We start from the raw sequence: 17,033 nt of genomic DNA, 5'->3' as shown, positions 1-17,033 counted from the left end.
TCTTTCGAGTAGCCTTTTTTGATGTTTGGTTGCGGGAGCCGGATTTGAACCGACGACCTTCGGGTTATGAGCCCGACGAGCTACCAGACTGCTCCATCCCGCGTCTGTGGGCGGCATTCTACAGCCCAGCGGCAGGGTGTCAACCGTTAATGAGCCGATCGCTGAAATAAGCGCTAATTATTCTGAAATCAAGGTGTTGGGCGCATTGTGCAGGCAAAAACAGACGCGCACAAAAAAGGCCACTCTTTCGAGTAGCCTTTTTTGATGTTTGGTTGCGGGAGCCGGATTTGAACCGACGACCTTCGGGTTATGAGCCCGACGAGCTACCAGACTGCTCCATCCCGCGTCTGTGTGTCGGCATTCTACAGAGGAACGCGAGTGTGTCAACCCGTAAACTCAAGAAAAGCGCTTGTGCTTCAATCGGTTAGCGCTTGATGAGGTGCCTCTTGAGGGCTTGAAGCCAGGCAGGGCAAGGCTTTCAGCTCTATTGGGATGCGATATTCGATTGAGAAAATATATTCATCTACGAAATTTCCTACCGCTCAGGCAGAAGATTCAAACTACTGGTGCTATATACAGGGGTGAGTGCGATACTGGCCACCCGTTGGTTAACACCCCGTTTATATGACGCAGCGCAAAATCATCCACGTCGACTGTGATTGCTTCTACGCCGCCATCGAGATGCGCGACGACCCGAGCCTGGCACAAAAGCCCTTGGCTGTCGGTGGCTCGGCAGATCGGCGCGGCGTGATCGCCACCTGCAACTACGAAGCGCGGGCGTATGGGGTGCGTTCGGCCATGTCGTCACGTCATGCCTTGAAGCTGTGCCCGGACTTGACCATCGTTAAGCCGCGCATGGATGCCTATAAAGAAGCATCCAAAGAAACCCAGCTGATTTTTCGCGACTACACCGACTTGATCGAGCCGTTGTCGCTGGACGAGGCCTACCTCGACGTGTCCGACAGCCCGCATTTTGGCGGCAGCGCCACGCGTATTGCCCAGGACATTCGGCGCCGGGTCTCCAACCAGTTGCATATCACCGTGTCTGCCGGCGTGGCGCCCAACAAGTTTTTGGCCAAGATCGCCAGCGACTGGAAAAAACCCAACGGCCTGTTCGTGATCACGCCGGACCAAGTCGAAGACTTTGTCTCGCAGTTGCGTGTCAGCAAGCTGCATGGCGTGGGCAAGGTCACCGCCGACAAGCTGGCGCGCCTGGGCATCGAAGACTGCCTGCAATTGCGCGACTGGAACAAACTGGCACTGGTGCGCGAATTCGGCAGTTTTGGCGAGCGCCTGTGGAGCTTGGCGCGTGGGATTGATGATCGCGTGGTGCAAAATGACAGCCGTCGGCAATCCATCAGTGTAGAAAATACCTTCGACGTGGACCTGCCGGACCTTTCAAGTTGCCTGGCGAAACTGCCGGAACTGATGGAAACCCTGGCCGGGCGCATGGCGCGTATCGACAGCAGCTACCGTGCGGGCAAGCCGTTCGTCAAAGTTAAGTTTCATGACTTTACCCAGACGACGCTGGAGCAGGCCGGGGCAGGGCGGGATCTGGAGAGTTATGAACAGTTGATGACCCAGGCGTTCAATCGCGGGGGCAAGCCGGTGCGGTTGCTGGGGGTAGGCGTACGGTTGCTAGACCTGAGCGGCGGCAACGAACAGCTCGAGTTTTCCTGGTAAAAACCCGAAACAAATGTGGGAGCTGGCCTGCCTGCGATAGCGGAGTGTCAGTCAAGAATGCTTTAACTGATACACCGCTATCGCAGGCAAGCCAGCTCCCACAGTTTGATCTTCACAGGTATTGCACGATCAGCGTGCGCCAGGATCGGCGACTAACCGCCCCCCATCCTTGGTCAACGCCTGCACAAACTCCTGCTGCAACTCCGGATCATTGCGCGTCAGTTCAATCAGGCTTTGTTCCAGCTCGCTGGCTTCTTCTTCCAGGCCCAGCTCCGACAGGCGTTTGACCCGGTGCACCCACTGGTTCACCTCGTCATCTTCCAGGTCGTCGTAGATCAGGGCATGGGCTTCGAGCAACTTGCTGCGCAGCGTGTTGCTGACCGCCAGGGTCGAGTCGGTATGCACGTCGTCCTGGCCATCCTCCACACTGATTTTCAGCGTGGTGACGCGGTTCAGGTCTTGCTCGGCAAACGGGCTGTCCAACAGGTTCAGGCGCAGTATGCCGCTGCGGTCCGTGGTCAGTTCGTGGGTCTGCTTGCCGGCGGTGACTTGTACCGGGCGCTCGCTCCAGGGCAGGCTCGAATACTCCAGGCGCTTGTCACGCTGGACTTCATCGATAGCGGCCAGGTTCTGTTGCGCACGGCCGTGGGATTGCACGTTCATGAACGGGTTGATGCCGTCCACGCCGTAGCTCAACCAGTCACGGGTCACGCTCGTGGGCAGGTTGCCGAGGGCGAAGATGTTCGCCACGTTGGCACCCACGCCCGCCACCAACGCCACGGCACCCAGGGGCATCTCATAGAGTTTGCGCCAAGGCTGGTAGGGCGTGTAGCGGTCGTAGCGACGGGTGACTTCGAATTCGGTGACCTCGAAGGTCTTCTGCTCATGAATGCGAACCCGGCGTTGCGGCAGCTCCAACACTTTGGGTTCGCCTACATCGATCTGCAGGCTGTGGTCGAGCAACTTACGCTCGACCCGCTCCTCGTGCTCGCTGCGTTGCGACATCTGATTGGCGCAGCCGCTGACCAGCAGGGCGCCGCACAAGGCGACGCCCCCCAGGGCTCTGGTATTTCGCTTGAACATGACTTCTCTTGATCTGGTTTTCAGCGACGAATACGCGCCTGGAGGAAAGACAGCACGTCAGCCACCGGCAACGGTTGGGCTTCGGCTTCGGTCCGGCTCTTGTATTCCAGATTGCCATCCGCCAGGCCGCGGTCACTGACCACGATCCGGTGCGGGATGCCAATCAGTTCCATGTCGGCGAACTTGATGCCCGGGCTGGTTTTCTTGTCCCGGTCATCGAGCAGCACTTCAAAACCGGCAGCGGTGAGCTCCGCGTACAGCTTGTCAGTGGCTTCGCGCACTTGCTCGGTTTCATAGCGCAACGGCACCAGGGCCACCTGGAACGGCGCCAGGGCGTCACTCCAGATGATGCCTTTCTCGTCGTTGTTCTGCTCGATGGCAGCGGCAACCACGCGGGACACGCCGATGCCGTAGCAGCCCATGTCCAGGGTGATCGGCTTGCCGTTCTCGCCCAGTACTTCGCACTTCATCGCCTTGCTGTACTTGTTGCCCAGCTGGAAGATGTGCCCGACTTCGATGCCGCGCTTGATCTCCAGGGTGCCCTTGCCATCCGGGCTCGGGTCGCCGGCCACGACGTTGCGCAGGTCGGCCACGGTCGGAACCGGCAGGTCACGCTCCCAGTTCACGCCGAAGTAGTGCTTGTCGTCGATGTTGGCGCCGATACCGAAGTCGCTCATCAGCTCTACCGAACGGTCGATGATGATCGGCAGCGGCAGGTTCAGCGGGCCGAGGGAACCGGCACCGGCGCCAATGGCGTCGCGCAGTTCAGCATCGGTGGCCATGACCAGCGGGCTGGCTACGCCAGGCTGGTTGGCGGCCTTGATTTCGTTGAGCTCGTGGTCGCCACGGATCACCAGGGCGATCAGCTTGCCTTCTTCTTCGGCGCGCACGATCAGGGTCTTGATGGTCTTTTCAATCGGCAGATTGAATTTCTCCACCAGGGCCGCGATGGTTTTGGTGTCTGGCGTGTCGACCAGGCGCAGCTCCTCGGTGGGAGCAGGGCGCGAGGTTTCACGTGGTATGGCTTCGGCCTTCTCGATGTTCGCCGCGTAGTCGGAACCGTTGCTGAACACGATATCGTCTTCGCCAGACTCGGCCAGCACGTGGAATTCGTGAGAGCCGGCACCGCCGATGGAGCCGTTGTCCGCTTCAACCGGGCGGAACTTCAGGCCCAGGCGCGTGAACACGTTGCAGTAGGCCTGGTGCATGCGGTCGTAGGTCGCTTGCAGGGAAGCCTGGTCGGCGTGGAACGAATAGGCGTCCTTCATGATGAATTCGCGGCCACGCATCAAGCCGAAGCGTGGGCGGATTTCATCACGGAACTTGGTCTGGATCTGATACAGGTTCAGCGGCAACTGCTTATAGCTGCTCAACTCGTTGCGCATCAGGTCGGTAATGACTTCTTCGTGGGTCGGGCCGGCGCAGAAATCGCGGCCATGACGGTCTTTAAAACGCAGCAACTCAGGGCCGTACTCTTCCCAGCGCCCGGATTCCTGCCACAACTCAGCCGGTTGGGTGCTCGGCATCAACACTTCCAGAGAGCCGGCAGCGTTCATTTCTTCACGAACGATGGCTTCGACCTTGCGCATCACCTTCAAGCCCATGGGCAACCAGGTGTACAGGCCCGAGGCCAGTTTGCGGATCATGCCGGCGCGCAGCATCAGCTGATGGCTGATCACAACCGCGTCGGAAGGCGTTTCTTTCTGTGTGGCGAGCAAATATTGACTGGTACGCATGGTAGGCCGTTGTCGGTTGCTTGGACTTGAAATGACTTGGGATTGTACGGGCGCTTGTCGCCGGAGTACAGGCGTGAGGTGGCAGGGTGTATCTGTCGTAACCGTCGCTTGTGTGGGAGCTGGCTTGCCTGCGATAGCGGCGTTGGGTTCACCATCGCTATCGCAGGCAAGCCAGCTCCCACATTGACCGAGTCGTGTCAGTCTTCCTGCGGGGGATTCAGCCGGGCGCGGCGGTTCTCCTGGAACCAGTGCAGCGCAATCAGCAGCAGCGTCGGCACGCCCAGCAGGCAGGTGATCAGAAAGAAGTTGTGATAGCCGAACTTCTCCACCATCACCCCTGAATACCCACCGATCAAACGTGGCAGCAACAGCATGATCGAGCTGAGCAACGCATATTGGGTTGCGGAGAACTTGAGGTTGGTGAGGCTCGACAGGTAAGCCACGAATGCTGAGGTGGCCATGCCCGAACTGAAGTTGTCCAGGGAGATGGTGACGATCAACATCTGCAGGTCGGGGCCCATGTCGGCGAGCATCACGAACAGCAGGTTGGTGCCGGCCGAGGCCACGCCGCCGATGAGCAGGATCGGCAATATCCCGAACCGCACGATCAACAGCCCGCCCATGCCGGCACCGAGCAGGGTCATGATCAGGCCGAAGATCTTGCTCACCCCGGCGATCTGGTCCTTGGTGAAACCCTGGTCGATATAAAACACGTTGGCCATGACGCCCATCACGGTGTCGGACATGCGATAGGTCGCAATCAGCCCGAGCAGTAGCAGCGCCTGCCAGCGGTAGCGCAGGATAAAGTCGTTGACCGGCGTCAGCACCGGCGCCAGGCCCCGGCGGCCCATGGCCGAAAGGCACAGCGCAGTGAGGGTGATATAGAGGATGGCACGCAGGAAGGCGCGGTCTTCCATCAGCAGTTCCCACAGGCTCACGCCCTGGAACAGTACGCTGGCAAAGTCGGTGTTATACAGCTGGGTAAACATCGCCGGCACCGAGACCAACAGCACGATCAGTACAAACACCGACACCAACTGGTGCGCGAAGCTGTAGCGCCCGGCCTGCAGTTGGGTGCGCAGTGGCACATCGGGTTCACGCATAAACAACGTGGTGAGCAACGCCGGCACCATCAACACGCCGAACAGCACATAGGTGCCGGTCCAGGCCGAGTGTTTATAGTTGAAACCGGTGGAGCCGAAGCCTTCGGCAAAGAACAGCGCACCGGCCGTGGCCAGCAGGGCGGCGATGCGATAACCAGACATGTAGCTTGCCGCCAGGGCGGCCTGACGGCTGTCGTCGGCGATTTCCAGGCGGTAGGCATCCACAGCGATGTCTTGGGTGGCCGACGCGAAGGCGACGACCACCGCAATGGCGATCAACCAGGACAGGTGTTTTTGCGGGTCACAAAAACCCATGCCGATCAATCCGAGGATCACCAGCGATTGGGCCAGCACCAGCCACGAGCGACGGCGCCCCAGTTTACCCAGCAACGGCAGGCGCCATTGGTCGAGCAGCGGCGACCAGACCCATTTGAAGGCGTAGGCCAGACCGATCAGGCTCGCATAGCCAATGGTCTCGCGGGCCACACCGGCTTCACGCAGCCACACTGAAAGCGTCGAAAACACCAACATGTAAGGCATGCCGGCGGCGAAACCGAGCAACAACAGCACTAACGTCGAAGGGCTGGCATAGGCGGCGAGCGCGGCGCGCCAGGTTTTACGGGGCATGGGCTGGAGTCTGCCTCAGATTTGCGGAAACAAAGCGCGCACTCTAACCGCTGTGCTCTACCGGGCGCCAGCCATGACGCTGAATATCAACACGATTGTTCAGGATAGTGACGCCTTCGCTACGTAAACGCGCACGTTGTTCGTCACCCGAGGCACTGCCCACCGGCAGACTTATCCGACCGCCGGCACCCAGCACCCGATGCCAGGGCAATCGCGTGTCCTGCGGCAACTGGCTCAGGGTGCGCCCGACCCAACGGGCAGCACGCCCCAAACCTGCCAGGTGTGCCAGCTCGCCGTAACTGACCACGCAGCCTTCGGGCACCTGCGACAGTGTCAGGTAAAGGGCAGTGCGGCGTATCTCGGCGGGGCTTTGTGGCGTGTCGGCAGGTGAGATCACTGTGGGCATATCCGTTGAGATCGTCGTTGTTTTGTCAGAAACGTCTGTAAACATGGCGATGAGTATTGAACTCAATATAAATCCTTGAGTCAGTTCTAGCCATGTAACACTATAACGCCCCTTTTTTCGCCTATCCTGAGCCCCGTACTTGCTTATGTTGTCCAGAACCCTGTTGTGCCTTGCTGTTCTCAGTGCTTCCACGCCCTTGCTCGCCGATACCGTCTGGTTGAAAAACGGTGATCGGCTCACCGGCAAGATCAAAGTCTTCGACGGTGGCAAGTTGCTGATCCAAACCACCTACGCAGGCTCCATACCGGTGGACTGGAAACAGGTCAAGACCCTGGAAAGCGACCAGGAACTGTTGGTCAAGCAGGACGCCTACACCGGTGAAAAGGCCAAGTCGTTGCAGGCAGCCGATGATGGCAAGGTGGTGCTGGCCAATGGCGAGGCACCCAAGACGGTGGAACTGGCAAGTATCCAACAGATCATGAAGCCCAAGCCGGTGATCGAAGACCTGGTGTGGAAGGGTAACGTCGACCTGGCGCTGGACTACAAGCGCGCGGACAAAGACACCAACGACTACGACATCGACTTCAAGACCTCGGCCCGTCACGGCCAGTGGCGTCATACGGGCAAGGGCGAATACAACCGCGAGTTCCAGGACGACGTCACCACCACCGACAACTGGGCCCTGGAATACGACCTGGACCGCTTTATCACCGAGCACTGGTTCTGGCAGGGGCGCCTGACCTACAAGCGCGACAAGGTCGAAGACCTGGCGCGCCAGCGCACCGTGGGTACCGGCCCGGGCTACCAGTTCTGGGACGATGAGTTGGGCGCGTTCTCCCTCGGGTCGCTGGTCAACCGTACCGATTACGAATATGCCGACGGCGGCAAGGACAACTTCTACTCTCTGGCCATGAAGTGGAACTACAACCGCTACTTGGTGGGCAAGACCGTAGAGTTCTTCACCAACGGCGAATTGGGCAAGCCTCTGGACGGTCCGGCCGATTACTCCCTGGATGCCGAGATGGGCCTGCGCTACAAAGTCACCGAGTGGGCGTCCCTCAACCTCAAGGCTGAGCGTGACGTCATCAGCGGCGACTCCGACAGCAGCTTGAGCAAGACCCGCTACACCGCAGGCTTTGGCGTGGCCTGGTAAACCGGCGTCGGCCCCTCTGGCAACCTGCGCAGATATTGATTACCTTGTGTTGAGATCCATTCCCATATGCCATGGGTCGCGGAACATCCGAGGAATCCTATATTGAGCACGCAGGTTGCCAAGAACGCCCGAGAGCTGTTGCTCAAGGAATACCGTGGGGCGCTCGCCACACAGTCCAAAGCCATGCCCGGCTTTCCCTTCGGCTCGGTGGTGCCCTACTGCCTGGACGAGCAGGGCCGCCCGCTGATCCTGATCAGCCGCATTGCCCAGCACACCCATAACCTGCAAAAAGACCCCAAGTGTTCGCTGCTGGTGGGGGAGCGTGAGGCCGACGATGTACAAGCCGTCGGGCGTCTGACCTACCTGGCCGAAGCCGAGAAGCTGGAAGACGCCGCCGCCATCGAAGCGGCTGCAGAGCGCTACTACCGCTACTTCCCTGATTCGGCCAACTACCACAAGGCCCACGATTTTGATTTCTGGGTGCTCAAGCCGGTGCGCCACCGTTATATCGGTGGGTTTGGCGCGATCCATTGGGTCGACCAGTTGACCTTGGCCAACCCGTTTGCGGGCAAGGCCGAGCGCAGCATGATCGAGCACATGAACAGCGATCACACCAAGGCCATCGCCCATTACGTTGAGTTGGGCGGTTTGCCAACCACCGAGCCTGCGCAGTTGGTCGGTATCGACAGCGAAGGCATGCACCTGCGCATTGGCCAATCGTTACATTGGCTAGGGTTTGCCGAACCCTGCAATACGCCGACACAAGTGCGCGAAGCCCTGGTTTCATTGGCGCACGCTGAAGTCTGGCCGAAAAAAACCGCGGCCACTGCTTGAATTCACACAACGGCGACGTCATCTAAGGTGAACTGGCAAGGCATTCTTGCGTTGAGGAACCATTTGATGCGCCCTTTTTTATTGCTCTTTCTGCTGTTCCCGGTGCTGGAGCTGTTCGTATTCGTTAAAGTCAGCGGTGCGATCGGTTTCTTCCCGGCGCTGCTGCTGATCATCGTAGGCTCCATGCTCGGCGTGCTGGTGCTGCGTGTCGCCGGCCTGGCGACCGCGCTGCGGGCCCGTGAAAGTCTGAACCGCGGCGAACTGCCGGCCCAGACCATGCTTGAGGGCCTGATGATGGCCCTGGCCGGTGGCTTGCTGATCCTGCCGGGCTTTATCAGCGATGTGCTCGGCCTGGTGCTGTTGCTGCCGTTCACCCGCAAGCTGCTGGCCGGCAAGATGCGCCAGCGTGCTGAAGAGGCCGCGATGCGCCAGCGTGCGTTCGCCGACGACCTGCAACCCCGTGGTGGTCCGGCTCCACGCCAACCCCTGGGGCGTGAAGGTGATGTGATCGAAGGCGAATTCGAACACCGCGACCCTAAGTAACCGCTTCACTGGCACGGCACCTTCGGGTGCCGTGTTGCATTTACCCTTGAGTCGACACAAAAAATTTCATCCTCGGCCCCTTGTAATAAGCCTGGGCGCCCTTATGTAACGGTCACCGCAAGGTTTCTGGTGGTGACATCAGACAGACTTCCGCGTCTCGCCCCGCGAGCCGCGACCGGCACCGCCGGAATTTAACCCGCCGGAATTGATACCGGCCGATGAAAAACACAATTAGGAGAGATCGACAATGAAGCTTCGTCCTCTGCACGACCGCGTCGTAATCCGTCGCAGCGAAGAAGAAAAGAAAACCGCTGGCGGGATCGTTCTGCCAGGTTCGGCTGCTGAAAAAGCCAACCACGGTGTAATCGTCGCTGCTGGCCCAGGCAAAACCCTGGAGAACGGTGATGTACGCGCACTGGCCGTGAAAGTGGGTGACAAGGTTGTTTTCGGCCCTTACTCCGGCAGCAACACTGTGAAAGTAGACGGCGAAGACCTGCTGGTAATGGCTGAGAACGAAATTCTCGCCGTTCTGGAAGACTGATTTCCTCGCTCATTTTCCCGTTACTACAAAGTATTTAAGGAATATCGATCATGGCTGCTAAAGAAGTTAAATTCGGCGACTCCGCCCGCAAGAAAATGCTCACTGGTGTCAACGTACTGGCTGACGCAGTAAAAGCGACCTTGGGCCCGAAAGGCCGTAACGTGATCATCGAGAAGAGCTTCGGCGCTCCGACCATCACCAAGGACGGCGTTTCCGTAGCAAAAGAAATCGAACTGGAAGACCGTTTCGAGAACATGGGCGCGCAGCTGGTCAAAGACGTTGCCTCCCGTGCCAACGATGACGCAGGCGACGGCACCACCACCGCTACCGTCCTGGCTCAGGCGATCGTCAACGAGGGCTACAAGGCCGTCGCTGCCGGCATGAACCCGATGGACCTCAAGCGTGGCATCGACAAGGCGACCATCGCCATCGTTGCCGAGCTGAAAAATCTGTCCAAGCCATGCGCCGACACCAAGGCCATCGCTCAGGTAGGCACCATCTCCGCCAACTCCGACAGCTCCATCGGTGACATCATTGCCGAAGCCATGGAAAAAGTCGGTAAAGAAGGCGTGATCACCGTTGAAGAAGGCTCGGGCCTGGAAAACGAACTGTCGGTTGTAGAAGGCATGCAGTTCGACCGTGGCTACCTGTCTCCGTACTTCGTCAACAAGCCTGAGACCATGGTTGCCGAGCTGGACAGCCCGCTGATCCTGCTGGTCGACAAGAAGATCTCCAACATTCGCGAAATGCTGCCAGTACTGGAAGCCGTTGCCAAAGCCGGCCGTCCATTGCTGATCGTTTCCGAAGACGTTGAAGGTGAAGCCCTGGCGACTCTGGTTGTGAACAACATGCGTGGTATCGTCAAGGTTGCAGCCGTCAAGGCTCCAGGCTTCGGCGACCGTCGCAAGGCCATGCTGCAGGACATCGCCGTATTGACTGGCGGTACCGTTATCTCCGAAGAGATCGGCCTGAGCCTGGAAAGCGCCACCCTGGAAAACCTGGGTAGCGCCAAGCGCGTGACCATCTCCAAGGAAAACACCATCATCGTTGACGGTGCTGGCGTTGAAGGCGACATCGAGTCCCGCATCGCGCAGATCCGTGCCCAGGTTGCTGAAACCTCCTCGGACTACGACCGTGAAAAACTGCAAGAGCGCCTGGCCAAGCTGTCCGGCGGCGTTGCGGTGATCAAGGTTGGCGCTGGTTCCGAAGTTGAAATGAAAGAGAAGAAGGCCCGCGTTGAAGACGCCTTGCACGCAACCCGTGCAGCCGTTGAAGAAGGCGTGGTACCTGGCGGTGGCGTTGCGCTGATCCGTGCTCTGGAAGCCCTGACCAACCTGAGCGGCGACAATGCCGACCAGAACGTTGGTATCGCTGTGCTGCGTCGTGCCGTTGAAGCACCGCTGCGCCAGATCGCTGCCAACTCCGGCGACGAGCCAAGCGTTGTGGTCAACGAAGTCAAGAACGGCAAAGGTAACTACGGTTACAACGCTGCGACTGGCGTCTACGGCGACATGATCGAAATGGGCATCCTGGATCCAACCAAGGTGACTCGTTCGGCGCTGCAAGCAGCAGCCTCCATCGGTGGCTTGATCCTGACCACCGAAGCTGCCATCGCTGACAAACCGAAGGCAGAAGGCGCAGCTGGCGGCGGTATGCCAGACATGGGCGGCATGGGTGGCATGGGCGGCATGATGTAAGCCAGCCTTACCCGGCACTATAAAAAGCCCCGCCTGCAGTGATGCAGGCGGGGCTTTTTTATGCACGGTTGCATGCTGGACCTGTGGCGAGGGAGCTTGCTCCCGTGACTGGCGCAGTTCTCCCAGACACCCCCGCGATCCAACTGTGGGAGCTGGCTTGCCTGCGATGACGCCCTGCCAGCCGACGGCAATCTCCCTGACACCCCACCATCCCAATGTGGGAGCGGGCTTGCTCGCGAAGGCGGCCTGGCAGGCGACACAGTTGGATTGTGTACATATCCATTGTTGCGGTAACGGCCGCTTAGGGTTCCGCCCTGACGGCGGGTCACTTTGGAAAAGCCCCAAAGTAACCAAAGGGCTCTTGCCCCACCACTCGGCACCTCGCTTGGGCTCGGTGTGCCCGAACACAGGCTTGAATCCGTGGGCCGCCGCCACGCGCCATCCATGGCGCGGGGCGGCTAACCCGGCGTCCTGCCGGGTTACCCACGGATTCAAGCCTGTGTTCGGCCAGCGTGGTTTAACGGGGCGCCTGAGATCAAGATCACAAGCAGATCAAGAGCGACTCGCTTCGCATCGTGGTTACCGTTGGCTTTCGCAGGCAGCCCTAATGGCTTTTTTGTAGGAGCGAGCTTGCTCGCGAAAAACTCAAAGGCGCCGCGTTCATTCAGCAAGCACGCGTTATCGTTGAAGTTTTTCGCGAGCAAGCTCGCTCTTACAGAAAGCTACGACCGTTGCCGTGCAGGCCGGTACAGCAACAAGCAATACAACCCCAGGCAGATCAGCCAGCAAAAAATCGCTGTCCAAACATTGTGGGAAAAAAAGTGCGCTCCTTGCAGCATACGGCTGACGGAAAACACGCTGCCCAGGCTGACAGCAAAGATGAACGCGTAGCGCGCCAGGCGTGGCCGTCGATCCCGCAGGGCGAAGAACCAGGCGAACAAGGCAAACCCGGTGGCGGCATGCCCGCCGGGCCAGCAGCGGCCGGGTTTATCGGTAGGCGGGCGCGGGCTGAGCAGTTCGCTGTAGGTTTCCTGGCCGCCGAACTCCTTGAGACTCCAGGGGCATTGCACGGCGGTGATGGTTTTCAATGGCGACACGAACGCCGTCGCCATGCCCAGCGATAGCACCAGGCACACCAGCTCACGGCGGTACGGTTTGAGCCGCTGCAGGATGAAGCTGCCGACCAGGCCGAGAATCGCCAGTACCGAAAACAGGATCACCAGTTGCTTGGCACGGTCATGCAGGATGTCTTCAAGAAAGAAGCTATAGCGGCCAATGAAGCCGCCCGCCTCTGCGCTGTAGAAATGCCTGGCCAGGTCCATGTCCAGGGACGTCAGTTCCAGCAACAGCAAGGCCACTGCAGCGCTGGCAGGCAGGCCCAGGCACAGCCAAAAATTAAGCGGTTTGGAAACCGGTAAAGACGAAGGGGATTTCATCACGAACCTTGGTGAAAAAGCCCCGTGCTACCTGCACGGGGCTTTTTGATTAGCGTTTGCTTAAGACTGGAGCTTCTTCCTTGGGCGCTTTCCAGCTCAGCAGTTGCTGTTTGTAGTCGTAACTGGCGGCCTGGTAGTAGGTGATCGCCCGTTGGATCAAGGGGTCATCGCTACCGACGCGCAGCTCCTGGCTCTCGCCCAGGGCCTGGTCGTGGCGACGCAAGCCTTGGCGCGGGCTGAGGATTGCCAAGTCCTTGCCATCAAACAGACCCAGGTGCTGGTAATTGCCCACCACCACCCGTGCAGGCAATGGGTTGTCCTGCAGCAGGTTGCGGCCAAAGAATGTCGATTCGTAGCTCAGGTTGAGCAGGCCCAGCAAGGTCGGCGCCAGGTCGATCTGGCTGGCCAGTTGGGCGGATTCCCGAGCCTCGATCAGCTTGGGCGCGTAGATAAACAGCGGAATCTGGTAGTTGGTGATCGGCAGGTCTTCCTTGCCTGCGCTGCCGGCCGTGTGGTCGGCGACGAACACGAAGATCGTGTTATCGAACCACGGCTTCTGGCGCGCTGCCTCAAGGAACTGGCCGATGGCGTAGTCGGTGTATTTCACCGCACCGTCGCGGCCCTTGCCAGACTTGATGTCGATACGCCCGTCCGGGTAGGTGTAGGGGCGATGGTTGGAGGTGGTCATCAGTTGCAGCAAGAACGGCTGTTGCTTGGCGTAATCGGCGTCGGCCAGTTTCAAGGTCTGTTTGAACAGGTCTTCGTCGGCCATGCCCCAGGCGTTTTTGAATGAGATTTCTGCTTCGGGCACGCTGCTCTGGTCCACCACCCGATAACCGTTGCCGCTGAAGAACGCGTTCATATTGTCGAAGTAACCGCGCCCGCCATAGACAAACACGCTGTCATAACCGATGGCCGAGAGCTGTTGCCCCAGGCTGGCGAACCCGCTTTCACGGCCGATGCGCTTGACGATCGAACGCCCCGGCGTCGGTGGAATTGCCAGGGTAATGGCTTCCAGGCCGCGGTCGGTGCGCGTACCGGTGGCATAGAAGTTATTGAAGTACAGGCTCTGTTGGCGCAACGCATCCAGGTTGGGCGTGAGGTTGCGCGCATCGCCATTGCTGCCCATGTACTTGGCGCTGAAGCTCTCGATGGTCACCAGTACGATGTTGGGTTTGCGCAGTGTGCCGGGGTTGGTGATGGCACGGCGAATATCCAGCGGGTCCGGGTCGATAAAGCGGGCGTTGGGCTCACTCAGTTCGGCGCGCAACTGCTTGGCGACGATGTCGGTCGGCAGGCTTTTGTAGAACTGGGTGTAGTCCAATTCGTTGTTACGGAACGCGGCAAAGAACTGATAGGGGCCGTTGCTGGCCAATTCGTTGTTATACGCGTTACCGCCTTGGGTGCGCGGGCTGTCCTGGCTGACCAGTTGCAGGCTGAGGCCGGCGAGCACCAGCAGGCCCAGGGCGTTGACCAAACGGCCACGCAGCGCAGGCAAGGGCGCTGCCATCGCGGCATTGAAGGGTTTGCGCAGAGCCACGCTCAGAATCAGTGCCAGCATCGCCAGCAGGCTCAGCAGCTTGCCGATCGGGTAAGACTCCAGCAGGTTGTTCAGTACCTCATCGGAGTACACCAGGTAATCGACGGCGATAAAGTTGAAGCGCACGCCAAACTCATCCCAGAACAGCCATTCGGCCACCGAGGTGAACAGCATGGCGAACAGGCTGACGGTCAGCACCGCTTGCAGGAACCAGCGATGGCCACGGCGGCGCCACAAGGCAGGCGGGCAGAGCAGCAGATACAGGCCAAGCGGCAAGGCTGCATAGGCCAGGAAACCCAAGTCGTAGAGCAAACCCACGCCAAACACCGGCAACAGGTTGCCGCTGACTTCATCCAGGTGGGTAATGAGCAGCACGCTGCGGGTGAGCAGGAAAACCACTAACCAGGCACCGGTGATCAACAGCAAATAGCGCATTGGCGCTGTTTTGAAAAAACCCATGTCTATGTTCCTTAGATCAATGGGGGGCGATCTTCTTCCTGAGGCTGTAGTCAGTTTGTGAAGCTATAGTGAAAAACTTGTTCGGCTCTACAAACAGTTGAAAACCTTTATCGGCGGGGCTCTGCGCTCTATCCCTGAGCCTCGCTTGGCCTTAAGCTGCGCGAGCCAACACGGCCGTTACCGCGTACGGAGACACTGCCCATGCGAATTCTATTGGTTGAAGACAACCGCGATATCCTCGCCAACCTGGCCGATTACCTGGGGCTCAAAGGCTACACAGTGGACTGTGCGCAGGACGGTTTGTCGGGCCTGCACCTGGCGGCCACCGAGCATTACGACCTGATCGTGCTCGACATCATGTTGCCCGGCATCGATGGTTACACCTTGTGCAAACGCCTGCGTGAAGACGCGCGCCGTGATACGCCGGTGATCATGCTCACCGCGCGCGACCAACTGGATGACCGGCTGCAGGGCTTCAAGTCTGGCGCTGATGATTACCTGCTCAAGCCGTTCGCCTTGTCGGAACTGGCCGCGCGTATCGAAGCGGTGTTGCGCCGTGCCCAGGGCGGCGGGCGTCGTGCCCTGCAAGTGGGTGACCTGAACTACGACCTCGATACGCTGGAAGTCACCCGCGAAGGGCGCCTGCTCAAGCTCAACCCGGTGGGTCTGAAACTGCTCGCCGTGCTGATGCAGAAAAGCCCGCATGTTTTGCGCCGGGAAGTTCTCGAAGAAGCCCTGTGGGGCGACGATTGCCCGGACAGCGACAGCCTGCGCAGCCACGTTCATCAATTGCGCCAAGTGATCGACAAGCCTTTCGCCAAACCGCTACTGCAAACCGTGCACGGTGTGGGTTATCGCCTGGCCGAGGGTCGTGATGGAGTTTAAGCAAAGCCTTGCCCAGCGGATCATCATCGCTTTCGCCTTGATGAGTGCGTTGGTGGCGGGGGCCTTCGCCGTGGGCATCATTGCGACGGTGCACCTGGTGGAAGAGAAGTTGATCTCGGCGGGCCTGGGCGGGGACCTGCAGCGCCTGCTGTTGATGGACAGCGTCGAAGACTGGAGCCACCGGCCGGAGCCGGACCAGCTGTTTTATTTCAGCGGCGGGCGTGGCGATTTTGAACTGCCCAAGGACCTGCGCCATCTGGACCCTGGGTTTCATGAGGTGTTTCGTGAGGCGCTGTCGTACCACGCCATGGTTGAAGTGGTCGATGGTCGGCGTTATGTGTTGCTGCAAGACCAGAGCGATTTCGAAGAGCGTGAGCGCGTGCTGTTTGCGGTGGTGCTGGTGGGCTTCGTGCTCAGCCTGGCACTGGCGGCGTTCCTCGGCTGGGTGCTGGCCCGCAAGGTGATGGCGCCGGTGGTACGCCTGGCCCGCCAGGTCCGTCATCGTGACCAACTGTTGGGCCTGGCACCGCCCCTGGCGCCGGATTACGCCGCCGATGAAGTGGGCGAACTGGCGGTGGCGTTCGACGCCACCCTCGGTCGCTTGCGCCAGGCGTTGTCGCGCGAGCAGCTGTTTACCAGCGATGTGAGCCATGAGTTGCGCACGCCCTTGATGGTCCTGGCCAGTTCCTGCGAACTGCTGCGCGAAAACCCAGCCATCGATCAACGAGGTCGCAACCAGGTCGAGCGCATTGCCCGTGCCTGTGAAGAAATGCGCGAGCTGGTGCAGACCTTCCTGATGCTCGCCCGCGCCAAACACGACGACGCCGCCAGTTCGCCCCAGGGCAACCTCACCCAGGTGGCCGAAGACCTGCTCGGTATCTGGCGCGAGCCCATCGAGAAAAAAGGCCTGGCGTTGATCTACCTGCCAGGCAACCCCCTGGACACCCGCTACAACACCACCTTCTTGCATGCGGTGATGGGCAACTTGCTGCGCAATGCCCTGCATTACACCGAACACGGGTTTATCCGCCTGACGCTGGAGCCCAGTGGCTTCGTGGTGGAGGACTCCGGTGTCGGCATCCCCGAAGAGAAGCGCGAAGCGATGTTCGAGCCGTTCGTGCGCGGTAGCGAGAAACGTGGCGAGGGCCTCGGCCTCGGCCTGTCGCTGGTGCAACGGATCTGCGAAAGCCAGGGCTGGAGCGTAAGCCTGAGCACCATGGAGCCCAATGGCTGCCGTTTTCATGTGGAGCTCAACCCAGTCAAAACCTGACCCTTCAGTCTGTCGTTTTGCTGATGCAGACTGCCTG

At 59.6% G+C, this 17,033-nt stretch carries 14 protein-coding genes and 2 tRNA genes; 8 read left to right on the top strand and 8 right to left on the bottom strand.

The annotated features are described in order from the left end of the window. Positions 1–26 precede the first annotated feature (26 nt). Both TX24_RS13410 and TX24_RS13405 read right to left on the bottom strand, forming a co-directional pair. Positions 27–103, bottom strand: a tRNA-Met gene (locus TX24_RS13410). A gap of 166 nt (positions 104–269) precedes the next feature. Continuing rightward, positions 270–346: transfer RNA gene (locus TX24_RS13405), tRNA-Met, on the bottom strand. Between the two features lie 278 nt (positions 347–624). On the opposite strand from TX24_RS13405, the gene dinB reads away from it, so the two are divergent. Next, on the top strand, positions 625–1,683 hold the full coding sequence (gene dinB, locus TX24_RS13400; protein ID WP_057710501.1) for a DNA polymerase IV: 1,059 nt from the start codon (positions 625–627) through the stop codon (positions 1,681–1,683). Positions 1,684–1,812: 129 nt separating this feature from the next. Here the strand turns inward: dinB and TX24_RS13395 are convergent, their stop codons facing one another. The 4 genes from TX24_RS13395 to TX24_RS13380 form a co-directional block, all read right to left on the bottom strand. Continuing rightward, complete coding sequence (locus tag TX24_RS13395; RefSeq protein ID WP_057710500.1) at positions 1,813–2,766, bottom strand: hypothetical protein; 954 nt, start codon at positions 2,764–2,766, stop codon at positions 1,813–1,815. Positions 2,767–2,786: 20 nt separating this feature from the next. Further along, entirely contained in the window at positions 2,787–4,502 is a 1,716-nt protein-coding gene (locus tag TX24_RS13390) for a proline--tRNA ligase (protein WP_019817246.1), read from the bottom strand. A 197-nt stretch (positions 4,503–4,699) separates the two neighbouring features. Further along, on the bottom strand, positions 4,700–6,232 hold the full coding sequence (locus tag TX24_RS13385; protein WP_003193945.1) for an AmpG family muropeptide MFS transporter: 1,533 nt from the start codon (positions 6,230–6,232) through the stop codon (positions 4,700–4,702). Between the two features lie 43 nt (positions 6,233–6,275). Continuing rightward, positions 6,276–6,638, bottom strand: coding sequence for an MGMT family protein (locus TX24_RS13380; RefSeq protein ID WP_034133585.1), 363 nt, complete (start codon positions 6,636–6,638; stop codon positions 6,276–6,278). Positions 6,639–6,783: 145 nt separating this feature from the next. Here TX24_RS13380 and TX24_RS13375 point away from each other — a divergent pair, with 145 nt between their 5' ends. The 5 genes from TX24_RS13375 to groL all read left to right on the top strand — a co-directional run bounded on the left by TX24_RS13375 (position 6,784) and on the right by groL (position 11,406). After that, positions 6,784–7,791 (top strand): DUF481 domain-containing protein, encoded by a 1,008-nt coding sequence (locus TX24_RS13375; RefSeq protein WP_003193943.1) that lies wholly within the window; start codon positions 6,784–6,786, stop codon positions 7,789–7,791. Positions 7,792–7,893: 102 nt separating this feature from the next. Then, positions 7,894–8,625 (top strand): HugZ family pyridoxamine 5'-phosphate oxidase, encoded by a 732-nt coding sequence (locus TX24_RS13370; protein WP_057710499.1) that lies wholly within the window; start codon positions 7,894–7,896, stop codon positions 8,623–8,625. Between the two features lie 66 nt (positions 8,626–8,691). Then, positions 8,692–9,168 (top strand): FxsA family protein, encoded by a 477-nt coding sequence (locus TX24_RS13365; RefSeq protein WP_003193941.1) that lies wholly within the window; start codon positions 8,692–8,694, stop codon positions 9,166–9,168. Positions 9,169–9,415: 247 nt separating this feature from the next. Then, a complete protein-coding gene (locus TX24_RS13360; RefSeq protein ID WP_003193940.1) occupies positions 9,416–9,709 on the top strand; it encodes a co-chaperone GroES in 294 nt (97 codons plus the stop codon). Between the two features lie 50 nt (positions 9,710–9,759). Then, entirely contained in the window at positions 9,760–11,406 is a 1,647-nt protein-coding gene (groL, locus tag TX24_RS13355; protein ID WP_057710498.1) for a chaperonin GroEL, read from the top strand. A 722-nt stretch (positions 11,407–12,128) separates the two neighbouring features. Here the strand turns inward: groL and TX24_RS13345 are convergent. Both TX24_RS13345 and TX24_RS13340 read right to left on the bottom strand, forming a co-directional pair. Further along, positions 12,129–12,842, bottom strand: a complete 714-nt coding sequence (locus TX24_RS13345) for a phosphatase PAP2 family protein (protein WP_034134540.1) — start codon at positions 12,840–12,842, stop codon at positions 12,129–12,131. Positions 12,843–12,891: 49 nt separating this feature from the next. Beyond that, positions 12,892–14,841, bottom strand: coding sequence for an LTA synthase family protein (locus TX24_RS13340; protein ID WP_057710496.1), 1,950 nt, complete (start codon positions 14,839–14,841; stop codon positions 12,892–12,894). A gap of 201 nt (positions 14,842–15,042) precedes the next feature. On the opposite strand from TX24_RS13340, the gene colR reads away from it, so the two are divergent. Next, positions 15,043–15,726, top strand: a complete 684-nt coding sequence (gene colR / locus TX24_RS13335; RefSeq protein ID WP_003193936.1) for a two-component system response regulator ColR — start codon at positions 15,043–15,045, stop codon at positions 15,724–15,726. Then, positions 15,716–16,996, top strand: a complete 1,281-nt coding sequence (locus tag TX24_RS13330) for a sensor histidine kinase (protein WP_003193935.1) — start codon at positions 15,716–15,718, stop codon at positions 16,994–16,996. The genes colR and TX24_RS13330 overlap by 11 nt, the downstream gene beginning before the upstream one ends. Positions 16,997–17,033 lie beyond the last annotated feature (37 nt).

The sequence above is a fragment of the Pseudomonas lactis genome (assembly GCF_001439845.1).
Classification (GTDB): Bacteria; Pseudomonadota; Gammaproteobacteria; order Pseudomonadales; family Pseudomonadaceae; genus Aquipseudomonas; species Aquipseudomonas lactis.
Note: the sequence above shows the minus strand (reverse complement) of the source record. Positions and strands in the feature narration are given on the sequence as shown.